General features: G+C 65.3%; 3 protein-coding genes and 3 pseudogenes. 3 read left to right on the top strand and 3 right to left on the bottom strand.

The window, feature by feature from the left end; translation table 11 throughout:
• Positions 1-11: 11 nt before the first annotated feature.
• Positions 12-1,220, top strand: a pseudogene (locus tag ACIBGM_RS16745) (IS1634 family transposase); the annotation flags it as partial.
• A gap of 129 nt (positions 1,221-1,349) precedes the next feature.
• Here ACIBGM_RS16745 and ltrA read toward each other — a convergent pair.
• Complete coding sequence (gene ltrA, locus ACIBGM_RS16740; RefSeq protein WP_396386067.1) at positions 1,350-2,786, bottom strand: group II intron reverse transcriptase/maturase; 1,437 nt, start codon at positions 2,784-2,786, stop codon at positions 1,350-1,352.
• Between the two features lie 590 nt (positions 2,787-3,376).
• Between ltrA and ACIBGM_RS16735 the strand changes: the two are divergent.
• Positions 3,377-3,655: pseudogene (locus ACIBGM_RS16735) on the top strand (IS1634 family transposase); the annotation flags it as partial.
• A gap of 36 nt (positions 3,656-3,691) precedes the next feature.
• Positions 3,692-4,105: pseudogene (locus ACIBGM_RS16730) on the top strand (transposase); the annotation flags it as partial.
• 424 nt (positions 4,106-4,529) lie between these two features.
• Here the strand turns inward: ACIBGM_RS16730 and ACIBGM_RS16725 are convergent.
• Positions 4,530-4,919 carry a hypothetical protein gene (locus ACIBGM_RS16725; RefSeq protein ID WP_396386066.1) on the bottom strand — a complete coding sequence of 130 codons (390 nt, stop codon included), beginning with the start codon at positions 4,917-4,919 and terminating at the stop codon, positions 4,530-4,532.
• 9 nt (positions 4,920-4,928) lie between these two features.
• Complete coding sequence (locus tag ACIBGM_RS16720; protein WP_396386065.1) at positions 4,929-13,493, bottom strand: DNRLRE domain-containing protein; 8,565 nt, start codon at positions 13,491-13,493, stop codon at positions 4,929-4,931.
• Positions 13,494-13,684 lie beyond the last annotated feature (191 nt).

Raw genomic sequence — 13,684 nt, 5'->3', positions numbered from 1 at the left:
TTGTGGCCTACGTGCGGACGGTGAAGACGTCTTCGGGGGCGACGGCGGTTCAGATCGTGTGGTCGTCGCGGCGCGGCTCGCGCAACATCGAGCACTTGGGGTCGGCGCATGATGAGCGGGAGCTTGAGGCGTTGAAGGCGGCCGCGGCGGACCGGCTGTCGGAGGGCCAGCCCGAGCTCGACCTTGGCCTCGCTGCGGCTGCTGGGGCGGGGCCGTTGGAGATCGCGTCGTCGCGGATGGCGCATCTGTGGGAGGCGTTGTGCCGCGCCTACGACGTGTTGGGGTTCGATGAGGCCACGGGTGGGGACGAGGTGTTCCGCGGCCTGGTGCTGGCGCGGATCGTGGAGCCGACCAGCAAGCTGGACGCTCTGCGGGTGCTGGAGGAGGTCGGGGTCGCTGCGGCGTCGTATCGCACGGTGACGCGGCGGCTGCCGAGTTATGCCAAGGACGGGTGGCGGCGACGGCTCGCGGCTGCGTGCGCGAAGCATGCGGCGCTGGAGCCGGCGAGTCTGGTCTTGTACGACGTGAGCACGTTGTACTTCGAGACCGATGCCGGTGATGGGTTCCGTGAGCCGGGGTTCTCGAAGGAACGCAGGCTGGAGCCGCAGATCACCATCGGGTTGCTGACCGATGCCAGCGGGTTCCCGTTGATGGTGGAGGCGTTCGAGGGCAACAAGGCCGAGACCAAGACGATGCTGCCCACTATCAAGAAGTTCATGGCCGCCCACCAGTTGAAGGATGTGACCGTGGTCGCCGACGCCGGGATGGTGTCGGATGCCAACAAGAAGGCGATCGAGGCCGCCGGGCTGCCGTTCATCATCGGCGCGAAGATCCCCGAGATCCCTTACCAGGTTAAGAAGTGGCGCACGGACCATCCTGACGAACAGATCCCTGACGGGCATGTGTTCGTCCAGCCCTGGCCGGCCGGCCCCAACGACAAGCGGCGCGATCACGTCTTCTACTACCAGTACAAGGCCGACCGGGCCCGCCGGGCGCTGCGCGGGATCGACGAGCAGGTCGCCAAGGCCGAGCAGGCCGTTGCGGGCAAGGAGCCGGTCAAAAGGAACCGGTTCATCAGGATCGTCAACGCCAAGAAGAGCGTGAACCGCGACCTCGAGACCAAGGCCTGCGCACTCGCAGGCCTCAAGGGCTACGTCACCAACCTCGACAACCCCTCACCGGAACTCGTGATCGGCGCCTACAGCCAGCTCTGGCGGATGTGGAGTCGGCCCGCAGCGCGGTCCCGCCTTTCGGTCGGGCCGTTTCTGCGGGCCGCTCCCCGCACCCGGCGTGCCCCTCTCAAGGCACCGGGCGCTCCACAAGTCCCGTGTCAGGGCGCATTGTGGTCCTCATCCCGTGACCGGCCAGGGTGTCGGGATCACAGTGCCCCGGTATCGGTAGCGCATGGTGCGTACCGAGGCGGGGTTGAACAGTGCCCGATCGTCACTGGCTGGCCACCACTTGCCGTCGCAATAGCGGCGGCGCAGGTCCTTCCAGGTGATTCGGCGGTGTTTACGGCGCAGCCACCCGATGACCCGGCCCCAGACGTAAGAGCGCAGGTATTGGAAGGTCGCGTTGGACACGCCGTGCCGGAAGTAGGCGCACCAGCCCCGCAGCATCGGGTTCAACCAGATGAGCAGGGCGTCGAGCGGCAGGTCGGTGCCTGTGTGGCGGCACCGCGTCTTCACCTTGGCCATCACGGCCGCAAGGGCCTTGCGTGAGGGATAGGTGTAGACGTAGTACCGGTTCGTGCCCCGCTTGCGGTGGCGCTGCAGGTGCCAACCGAGGAAGTCGAGGCCCTCGTCGATGTGGGTGATCAGCGTCTTGGCCTCCGACAGGCGTAGACCCATCGGTGCCAGAACGTCTGCGATCTGTTCGCGCAGCGCCTCCGCGTCGGCTTTCGTGCCGGCCACGAGCAGGCACCAGTCGTCGGCATAGCGGACCAGCCGATAGTTCGGCAGGCCCGGTGCTCGTCGCTTGGACCGCTCGTAACGGGTAGCGCTCGGCCCGCCCGGTGCGTGGGCGATGTACTCGTCCAGCACCGAGAGTGCCACGTTGCTGAGCAACGGCGACAGGATCGACCCTTGCGGGGTTCCGGTGTCGGTGTCTCGCAGCACACGGTCCTCACCGAGGATACCTGCCTTGAGAAACGCCTTCACCAGAGCCAGGACGCGTTTGTCCCCGACACGCCGACGCACCCGGTCCATCAGGGCCGGGTGCGAGATCTCGTCGAAGCATGCCGTGATGTCTCCTTCGACCACCCACTCATAACGGCGTGGGCGGGACGCGAAGTAGTGCACCTCGGCGACCGCGTCATGGGCCCGGCGATTCGGACGGAACCCGTAGGAACACGGGAGGAAGTCCGCCTCGAAGATCGGCTCCAACACCAGCTTCAGTGACGCCTGGACCACCCGGTCGGTGATCGTGGCGATCCCCAGCCGCCGCAGCTTGCCGCCGCCTTTGGGGATCATCCGTTCCCGTACCGGAAGGGGACGGAAACTGCGGTCCTTCAACGCCGACCGCAGCCCGTCGAGGAACTCCTCAACACCCGTCCCCGCCGCGATGGATGCCGCGGTGCGGCCATCTACCCCGGCGGTCCTGGCACCCTTGTTGCCCCGCACCCGAGCCCATGCCACCAGCAAGAAGGCTGGGTCGGTGACGAGGTTGAACAGGTCATCGAACCTGCGATCAGGATCATCGCTGGCCCAACGGTGCAACTTGGTCTGGATCTCCAGTACCCGTCGTTCCGCCACCCACGTGGCGTCCTCCAGTTCGTCGGTATTCACCGGCGAGATCCTCCTGGTCTTCCAGTACGTCGGTCGCTGACTTGCTGGTCCCCTTCGCCATGCACGCGCCTCTCGCGCGCTCGGACTACTACGAGACCTCCGCCACGATCTGGTGTCCTCAGCCGACGCCGGACCTGCCCTTCACCCGAAGGCGGGACGGGCGACACCAGACCGCTTCCCACGTTCACCACCACCCGGTCGACGAGCGAGCCGCCCAGCTATACCCCGACAGCCTCGCCACGACTACGCCGCAGGCATTCACCGTGGCCTCCGCGACCGGATTCTCGACCCGGCCACGGAGTCGCCGCCAAATGCTCGACTCGGCAGCGCGCACTGCATCCCGGCGTATCCGCCAGATTGGAGCCGGTGGAACGGTTACGGGGCGTCAGACACTGGTTCCTCTCGTACGGCGTCTCGTCTTGCTTGCCGGACCCACACCGTCTGGCAGTACCGGCGTGTCCCGTCGTTGTCAGGGCTGCTCCCACCCTCCCGTGCGTCTCCACAGTCGGGCTGCCCTCAGCTTCAACCGGTCTGCTGCGACAGACCAGCAGCGGAGTCCTTCCACCTCCGCCCGGAGTAATGGCGCCTCGTGGCGCGCCGAGAAGTCGTTCCGAATGTCCGAGCACGACCTGGCCGCCCGGCCGATCTACGCCCACAAACGCGACTCGATCGAGGCCCACCTGAACATCGTGCTCGCCGCGCTCGCGATCACCCGGCTCATCGAGCACCGCACCGGCTGGTCCATCAAGAAGTTCGTCACCACAGCCCGCCGCTATCGCACCGTCCAAATCCGCGCCGGCCGACAACTCCTCACCGCTGAAGACCCCCTCCCCACCGACCTACGCGACGCACTCGCCCAAATCACCTGACCATGAAGTGCGCACTAGCCTGACCGAAGTCAGGTCGACGGACACCGCGTCACCGCGTTCGCCACCAACACCACCCGCGGCCAGTTGGCCGACCTCGAGCTGCGGCACCGCCGCCGCGCCCGCGCCGAAGACCGGATCCGAGTAGCGAAGGACACCGGGCTCACCAACCTGCCGTTACACGACTTCACCCAGAACCAGATCTGGTGTGCCATCATCTCGCTGGCCTGCGAGCTGACCGCATGGATGCAGATGCTCGCCTTCACCGGCGACCACCACCACGAGGCCCGCCACTGGGAACCCAAACGCCTACGACTGCGGCTGTTCTCGACCGCCGCACGGATCGCCCGCGCAGGACGCCGCACACTCGTCCACCTCGCCCGCGACGGCACATGGACCAGCCTGCTCGTCAATGCGCTGACCAGGCTCCGAGCGCTCGCCGAACCCGGCTAACCACACTACCTGCCCGCCCACCTGCCCCGGACAACCCGGCCTGTGGAACCGGCGCCCACCCGAGACGACACTCGGGCCGTTATCCTACCCACCTGGAACAATCAACCGCGTATCCGGCCCAACACCGCGGAACACACCACATCAGCGTCGCCATGAAGGATCCGGGCTAGTGCGATTTTTCAACGCCACACCCTTTGCTCCTGACGAGTGCGATCGGCCAGCAATGTGCGGCCGACCTGTGGCTCGATAGCTTGCCCAGCGGAGGTCAGGACATCCAGTCGAAGCGCGCCACTTTCCGCATGGAGGGTCACCTCCCGCCTCGCCCCCGGGGACCGAGCCGCGATCGCGTCAGCAGAGCCATCCCCCGACAGCCTTGCTCCAAAGAATCATGGCGTCCCGCCCGCGAGGAGTTCTTCCTCGACGGCTACTTCTTCGCGATGGTCGATACTCCACCCATTGCAAGTGAGAATATTCGGACAAGCGCCGTCCGAACATCCAGATCGCGATCGAGTCGCACCAGCGACTCGAACCTCGCAGGATCGAGATCGATCGTGGCAACGCCGCCAGCGTCCGCGCCATCAGCGAGCGGGAACAATACGAGGCATCGATACGACCGCACAACGCCGCCTCGCTCCTCACGCATCAGGGCCTGCAGGAAGACCGCGCCTTCCTTGACCTGGCCGCGTAGTGCGTCCATCGAAGTCCAGCGCGTTCCCCAACCTCGAGCCTCAGCCTCGGCCTGAATCTCGATTAATGTATCGAAACTGATCTGGCATATGCGGAAGTCGGGATCCGTCGAATGGATCATGGGCATCAGGACACTCTACTCCCCGAGATAGACCTGGATATTGACTTGCGTATTTGGATCGATACTACCTCTGTTTACCCTCGATTGAAGTTCATCCCAGCGGTGGTGCCCTCCGAGGATCGTCCCGTTGCGTGATACTACAATCCCGCTCCCCTCAGCTGCATTGTTGATTGAATCCAATAGCATATCGTTGCTCAGGTACTCGTGATACCACTGCGACGATGGATCGCGGGTGGACTGTCCTTCGGTGTACTTCTTTGCCAGGTCACCCGCCTTCTCCTCGTGTGTCGAGAACCTCGGACCTGTTGGTCCCGGGTTCGTTGACCCCGAGGAGTAGCTCTCGTTGAGGAGCCGACTCCAGTCGTTGCTGAAGCGGCTTGCACCGGTCGAGATCATCGCGGTGCCGGCTGCCGAGATGACGACGCCGCCTACGACGGCGACCGCGCCGGCTGGACAGAGGATTCCCGCACTCCCGCCGCAGATCTGTACGCCCATCTGGGTCGCCGATCCGCCCGCACCAGCTACCACGGCGCCCAGGCCCATCCAGCCGATGTCCGACAGGATCTTCCCAAGAGCCTCGCGGTTCACCTCGACGTCGCCCGCGGCATCGGGGTTGTCGCGAGCCCAGTCCGCTGGTGACTCGCCAGGGCCAGTTTCCGCTGGTTCGGTCGGCTCGGACACGGTGACTGGCGGTAGTACTGGTTCCGGGTCGACGACACCGCCGCCGCCGGTGGTGAGGCTGTCGTTGATGTGGCCGTCAAGTTCGATGCGGCCGACCGGGTTGCCGCCGCCGAACATGTACCGGTTGGTGTTCCACGGATCGGCGCCCAGCGCCAGGTCCTTCAGGGCGCCTGCGAACATGTCCCGGGTCAGGAACCGGTTCAGGCTCGGGTTGTACTCGCGGAAGCCCATGTCGTAGGTGCCGGTGGCGCCGTTGAAGCGTTTGGAGTTGAACCGGTACGGGTTGACGATGTCGGCGTTCTGGCCGGCGTCGCCGGTGATGATCTCGTCGTCGCCGGTGGTGCCCTTGGTGTCGGGCTGGCCGTAGGCGGTGTAGCGGTACGTCGACGTGGTCTGACCGGTGCTGGCGTCGGTCAGGGTTTCGACGTCGCCGTGCGGGTTCACGCCGTAGAACGACTTCTTCGACGTCGTGCCGTTGACCGGGGAGTCGACCAACGAGAGGTTTTCGCCGTTGGCGCCGTAGGCGTAGGCCTTCGACACCTCCCAGGCCCCGCTGGTGGTGTCGCGTTCCTCCTCGATGGCGATCTGGTCGGCCAGGCCGACGAAGGTGTACCGGGTGGTGATCGATTGCGCGGCGCCGATCTTCTCCGACTGCGACGAGACCCGGTCGAACGGGTCGTAGGTCTGGTTGCGGGTGAACGTCGCTGTGCCGGCCGCATCGAACTTCTGCTGGCGGACCAGGCGGTCGTAGCCGTCGTAGCCGTTCTGTTCGATGACCTGGGCACCGACGTCGGTGGTGGTGGAGCGGCCGAACACGTCGTAGCGATGATTCTGCGTCGTCCCGCCCGTGACCGTCTTGATCAGCCGGTTGCGGTCATAGGTCATCGTCGACGTCGTCGCACCGATCGTCTGCGAGATGACGTTGCCGGCCGCGTCATAGACGTAGGACTCGTTGTCGCCCTTGTCGACGCCGGTCTTGGCGACCTGCTTCAACTGCCGGGCCGGGGTGTAGGTGTAGTTCGACGCCTGATCCAGATACAACGCCGAACCCGCCTGCAGCACCTTCTCCACGTCCTGGGTGCGGTCACCGTCAGCGTTGAACCGCAGCGAATGCGACGTAATCAGTTGCTGACCACGCTTCTCCACCAGCGTCCGCAGCAGACCATCCTCGTGGTAGGTCTGCGTCGTCACGTTGCCGTTCGGTTTCGTGACCGTGGAGCGCAGGCCGCGCGGGTCGTAGGTGTAACTCCAGGTGTCCAACGACCCGGTCGGCGACTCCCCGGCCTTGACCGTGTCCACCAGATTGCGGACATCCCAGGTGTAGGCCGTGTACCGCTTCGCCTCGAGGTTGCTGCCTCCGGCAAAGCGTTGCGCATGCGTGGACAGCACGTTCGAGTTCAGGTCGTAGGTGTAGTCGGTCGTCGCCCGGTTCTGGGTCGCCTTCAGCTCCTGGACCTGGGTGGTGCGGGCCAGGCCGTCGGTGGTGATCTTGAACGTGTCGGTCAGCGCGTTCGGGTTGGTGTCCTTGACCTCGACCTGCTGGCCGTTCTGGTCGTAGTTGTAGGTGAACGACCGCGACTCCACCGGGCTGGTCGACACCAACTTGATCGCGTCCGCGCTCACCAGGCCGGTGGTCGACGGCTTCAGCACGATGGTCTTAGCGACGCCGTTCGGGAACGAGTAGTTGCCCAGGCTCACCCACGGCGTGGCCGCGGTGCACGCCTTCTGGTCGACCGTCTTCGAGGCCGCACCGCCCGAATGGTTGATCGTGTACGTCGCCGCTGTCGTCGCGTCAGTACGGACCGGGCAGGACGCGTATACGTCGAACGAACCAGCCACATCCGGCAACACCCGCCAGTTGAACGTATCGTTCGCCTCCGGCGAGCCGGCCGCCGCGGCCGCGTGGGTGCGGTAGTTGGCGCCTTGGGTGTTGGTGCCGCCCGGCTCGGTGGTCCAGGTGCCGGTCGAGGTCGTCTGCCACGTGTCGGCGTTGTCGATCACGTCGACCGGCTGCTGGGCGGCGGTGTCGGAGCGCAACTGCAGCGCGCCGTCGAGATAGTAGCGCCAGGTTTGGGTGCGCTTGGCGTCGTCGCCGGGCACCGTCAGGGTGCGGTCGGTCTGCTGGCCAAGTGGGTTGTACTTGTACGTGGTCGCGATCTGCCACGGATCGGTGGACGTCTTGATGTCACCGGACTCGTAATAGGTGAAGTTGGTCCACTGGGTGCCCGAGCTCTCGAACGTCGGCTCGGACTGCGCCTTGATCTCACCGGTCGGCCAGTACTGCAGGAATGTGCTCGACGGCTTGTCGTAGTCCGCGTCGGCCGCGTCGAACGCGGACTTGTTCTGGATCGGCCGGTTGTTCTTGTCGTACACGGTTTCGGAGTACCGGCCGCTGGGGCGAGTCTGGCGGGTGACGTTGCCGGCCTCGTCGTAGGTCAGCTTGGTGACCCGCTGCTCCTGATGGCCTCCGATCGGGGTGTGCGGGACACTGACCTCGATCGGCTGACCGGCCTCGTCGTACTTGGTCGTCTTGGCGTGACCCGTCTGGTTGATCTCCGCGGTCACCAGGCCGTCGGCGTCGTACACCTTCTTGGTGGTGTAGCCGGCCGCGTCGGTGACCGCGGTGGGGCGGTGGTTCAGGTCATAAACCGTCTTCGACGTGAAATCGGTCGCCGGGGACGCGTTCCGCAGCGGATCGATGACCGTGGTCTGGTTGCCGACCAGGTCGTACTCATACGTCGTGGTCGGGCTCTGCGCCGCCCCGGCGCCGTCGATGAACGGGGTCTCGACCTTCAGCACCTGCCCGATCCGGTCATAGCTGTACTTGGTGACGAAGTCGTTCGGATCCGCCGTGGTCGCGACACCCTTCGGCGCGGTCTCGGTGACCTTCCGCCCGAGCACGTCGTAGGTGTAGGCGAGCTGCCGCCCGGTGGTGTTGTTGTCCGGCAACGTCTTCGTCAGCAGGTTGTCGGCGGCGTCGTACGTGGACACCGACTGCGCACCGTTCGGCGCGGTCTCCTTGGTGATGTTGTCGTTCAGGTCGTACTCGGTCGCCGTCGTCCGGGTCACCGCGGGGGTCTGGGTCGTGTCGTACGGCGTGGTGATCTTGGTCGGCCGGCCGAACGCGTCGTACTCCGCGATCGTCTCCCGCTGGTACTCGGTGCCGACCAAGTCTTCGGCGACGCGGGTCACGTTGCCGCGGGCGTCGTAGGTGAACTCGGTCGGTGTCAGCAGCGGATCGGTGATCTTGGTCGGGTAGCCGCTCGGGTCGTAGGTCGGGTACTGGGTCGCGTTGCCGCGGGCGTCGGTGGCCGTCGCGAGTGTTCCGTTCTCGTTGTAGGTGTAGGTCGGCCCGAACCCGCGACCGTTCTTCACCGTCTTCACGTTGCCGTTGGCGTCATAGGTGAACGTGTTCATGCGACCGGCAGCGCTCTTCTTCGACAACAACACCGTTGGCTTCGCTCCGGTGGTCAGCGTCTGGTAGGTCAGCACGACGCCCGGCGATCCGTTCTTGACCGCCATCGCATCCTTCACGACCAGCGGATAGCCGGTCGTCGGGTCGTACTCCCAGGTCGAGACGGCGTCGTTCGGCTCTTGGAGACGGATGACGTTGTGGTCCCGGTCCCAGGCCAGCAGCGTCGACTTGTCACCGCCGACGGCGTTCTGGTTGGCATCCACGATGCTCGTGGTGCGGCCGAACGCATCCATCTTGTACGTCGTCACCGACGGCGTGCTGCCGTTCACGTCGGTGACCGTGGCCAGCCGGTCCTTCGCGGCCGGGTCCGGCTGGGTGTACGCGAACATGGTGTTGTTGCCCCGGCGGTCCGTGTAGCTCTTGGGCCACAGCGCGTAGGTCGAGGTCTCGTTCGGCGTGTAGTACTGGATCCTGGTCTCGGCGCCGGTCTGGGGGTTGCGCGGGTCCTTGACCGAGATCAGCTTCGTGTTGCTGTTGTTCGAGGTGTCGGTGTAAGCGAACTGGAACGTCTTCACCGGCGCATTCACTGGGAACGTCCCGGTGGCGGCGTCGAACGCGCCGCCGTCCTCGAGCTTGATCAACTGGAACGAGCCGTTGTAGTTGAACTTCAACGCGCGCCCCGACACATCGCGGATCCACGCGACGTGCTTGTCGGTGCCGGTGACGTATCCCAGCGTCAGCACCTGCCGACCGCTCGCATCGATCACGGTGGTCAACCGGCCCAGGGTGTCGTAGCTGAACGACATCGTGTTGCCGTTGCGGTCCACAACCGACGTCTGCCGGCGCGTCGTGGAGTCGAAGAAGAACCGTGTCCCGTCCGGCCGCGAGAGCACCCACCGATGCGCGTCGTCAGCGGCCAGGTCCTGCTTCAGATCCAGAGCGACACCCGCCGGGCGCGTATAGAGTTTCTCCTGCCCGACCTGCTTGTCCAACCTGTAGAAATGCGTCGTACCGTCGCCGTCCACGAACGCCATGACGTTGCTGTTGACGACCGACAGCCCCTCGCCGAGCCGTGCCAGCGTCGCCGGCTGCACAGAGAACCCATACCCCGTCGCCGACGACGTCGTCGCCGTGTCGTCCTGGCTGTTGTACGCCAACCGCACGAACGCCGACGGACCCATCGACGGGTTCGACAAGGCGTCGTACGACCACACGACGTTGCCGTTGGACAAGTTCGCCAGCAACTGCGAACCACCACCGGTCTCCTCACCGGTGTACGACAAGAACTTCTCCAGCCCCAACTGGTTCGACGTCGGATCCTCCACAAAACGGTCCACACACAACAGGCCGGAGGTCTCCATCGCGCAGCCCTGGCTCGGGATGGGCGGCGGAGATGCTGCGTTGTCGCCGTCGAACCAGGTCTTGTCCGGCTTCCTGAGATCCAGATGCAGGTCGTATGACTTCCGTTTCGACCCCGAATCGGCGTTGATCGGCGCCTTCATCGGCAGATCCACGGTCGTCGATTCGCCCGGCGCCAAAGCCCGCTCGAGCGGGACGCTGAGGCGTTCACCCTCGGTCGTCAGGTCAACTTGACTGCCCGGATCAGTCCACCGGTACGACACCACCAAGTCGCCAGGCCAGCCAGCCTTCGTGGTGTTGGTCACCGTGACAGGTGTCGTGACCGTGGTGTTCGGCTGGAACCGCTCGGGAATCTGGTCGGCCTGATAGGTCTCGGCCTCGTTCTTGGCAAGGTGCTCGATCCACAACCGCGGCCGGAACAACACATCCGGCGACTCGCCGTTCGTGATGCTGATCAGTTGCTGACCTGTCGCGTCCGGTGCCTCGTTGCTGGTTTTCAGCAACAGGCCGTGGTTGTTGCCCGGGTTGTCGACCCACGACTGGACCTTCGTCAAGAAGTTCTCGTCGTCGGCGTTCGGCGCGAACGTCAGCCGCTGCGCGTTCCCGTCCGGATGAACCGACGCCATCAGCTTGGTCGCGTCGTAGTCACCACCTGACGTCGTCCAATTGATCGTCGACTCGGACTGGTTCCAGGTCGCCGAGTCCTCCTTGAACGGCCGGGTCAACGCATACAGATCGAAGTCCGCCCGACCACTGCCAGAACCGTAGTTCGAGAACAGTTCCACCCGTGCATCGGTGACCTTCGTACCCTGCTTGATCGATCTCGTGTCGAACGCGAACACCCCACGCTCGATACCGTAGGTCGGGTGGTTGTTGCCGACCTGCACCCAGTACCGGGTGTTCGGCGTACCGCCGCCGTCCGGGCGCGACAAGTTCGTCGTCGGCTGCGACTTGCTCAACGTGGTATCAGAGAGATCGCCGCTGAACGACCGCAGGATCCGGCCCTCGCGCGGCATCGTGACCGTCTGCACGTTCGACGCCGCTCTGCCGTTCTCGCCCTTCCTGACGTCGGCGACCGTCCGCGCCACGACCCAGTAATTGTACGTCGCAGGATCAGGCTCGCCAGTGGTCTTCACAGCCGACGGCTTCGCTGTCGTGTCGGTGAACGACCTCACCTCGGGCGGGACGGTCCCGACCAACGTGAGCGCGGTCGGCGCAGTCGTCGAGAAGTAGTCACCCACCGGCGTCGCGCAAGTGTTACCCGGCAGCGCGCGGCAGCCACGGAAGATCTGGTACTCGACCAGGTCGTCGTCATCGGCCGGCGTCGGATCGATGTACTTGCTCCAGGTCAGCTCCGGGCCGGAGGCGTTGACCGTCGACGGCGGGTTCAGCGTCACGCCCGGCTCGTCGTAGGTGACCACCAGGTTCGGCCGCGCCGCGGTCTCCCCGCCGTAGGTGCCCTCACTCGCGCTGTAGTACAGACCACCGGCCGGGGCCGTCGCCGCGTTCTCGTCAACGGCCTTCAGCATCACCCCGTAGTTGTCCGCCGGCTTGTTCACCCACGACTGCACGTAGCTGCCCAGCCCGAACGAGTGCCACCCGTCGCGGTCGCCGACCTGCTTGGTCGCCGTCGAGTACTTGACCCATTTCATCGCGTCCGCGATCGGAATCGTCGCCGCCACGGGCGACTGCTGCCGCGTGATCTTCACCTGGGTCGTGTTGCCCGGACGCGAATGGATCGTGCCCAGCGTGTACCACAAGTCACCACCCGGACCCGGCGTACCGGCCGTCTGGTTCCACGTGACGTCCTGCGAGGTCGGCACACCATCGGCCGTCGCGCCGACCAGCTTTGTCGGCAACTGGCCCCGCACGCTCGACGGGTAATAGTGCCCCTGGACCTGGTAGTCGCCTTCGCTTGGCACTCGCGCGTTCCACGTGAACGTGTCCGGCGTGGTCCCGGTCGGTGCGTAGGAGAACCAGCCGTTGATCGCGCTCGCGTTGGACTGGTCCTTCCACGCGCCCTCGTACGATGACGACAGCGTGTCCTGGTCGTCGACCTGCACGATGTTGGTCGCGTACGTCCCGTTCCACGCCGTGTTGATCGACGCCCAGGTCGCGGTCGTCTCCGACCAGTCCTGCGTGACCTTCACCGCCGCGAACGGCAACTTGTAATCCCCGCCGAACCCCGCACCGTAATGCACATTCAGATCCGCCGACCGGATCGTCGTCGTCGACGGGATCATCGACAGATCGAACTTCAACAAGCCCCGCCACGTGTTGTGGCTCAGGTCGTCACCGGCCAGCATCGTCGGAATGCTGCCGTAGTTGGTGTTGACATTCGCGGGCGCCTCGGAGATCGACGTGTCCTGCGCCGCCGACGGATCCGGAACCACGACGATCGTGGGATCGATGAGAATCGGCCAGACCCGCTCCTTCGCCCTCAGCCAAGCCGTACCGGCACTGTCCGGCTTGAGCGTGAGCAGCGTCTTCCCGCCCTGCTGGCTGATCGTCTGGGTGATCTTGTCCGAGTAGCCGGGCTGGCCGAGCCGGTTCTGCGTCGACGAGTCGGACATGTTCGGCGCCGGGATCACATACCTCGGCCGCTCGTCGTCGTCCTTCTTGAAGAACCCGATCGACCCGTCCGGCTGCGCCTTCGCCGTCAAACCGCTGGTCCGCAGCTCGAACGTGTACTCGTCCGCAGCGTCGGCGGCTGCGGTGAGCACGACGGCTTCCTTCACACCGGTGCGGGATACGTAGTACCGAACATCCGCCGTACCGAACACATCCGGGAACGCCACCGACGAGTCCTTCGTCAGCGGCGTCAGAGCCCGCTTCTCACCCGCTGCACCGAGACTGATCGACTCGCCGCCCGCCTCGAACGTCAGCAACCGATCGGTCGACTTGCCGAACCGCGTGCGGAAGGTGTTCTTCGCGTTCTCGAACGAGTCCTCACCGGAGCCCGCGGTCACCTTCGTGTCGATGGGCTGCCACTTGCCCTTGGAGTCCTTGTAATGCACGGGCGCCGTCGACAACACCACCTGCGTCGTGCCATCAGACATGCGGTAGCTCGACGACGACGCCGTACGCCGCTCCTCCAACTCCCGCACCCGCGTCGGCTTCCCCATCACGGCTCCAGCGGTTGCCTTCGAAGCGTTGACGACCCGCGCGGGGACAGGCGGCGCAAGCGGGCCGACGGCCGCACGAGGCGCTTGTTGTACAGCCACTTGCGCAACCTGTTGTGGATGCGCCAGAGCGGTGGCGGGAACTCCGAGCGATGCCGGAAGGCACAGAACCAGGGCAGACGTCAGCAACCTAC

The sequence above is a fragment of the Kribbella sp. NPDC050470 genome, from assembly GCF_044458365.1.
Taxonomy (GTDB): domain Bacteria; phylum Actinomycetota; class Actinomycetes; order Propionibacteriales; family Kribbellaceae; genus Kribbella.
Note: the sequence above shows the minus strand (reverse complement) of the source record. Positions and strands in the feature narration are given on the sequence as shown.

What these genes read in the sequence shown, in the direction of transcription:
- ACIBGM_RS16725 (WP_396386066.1), bottom strand. Translation starts at nt 4,919, where the DNA reads ATGCCCATGATCCATTCGACGGATCCCGACTTCCGCATATGCCAGATC.
- ACIBGM_RS16720 (WP_396386065.1), bottom strand. Translation starts at nt 13,493, where the DNA reads ATGGGGAAGCCGACGCGGGTGCGGGAGTTGGAGGAGCGGCGTACGGCG.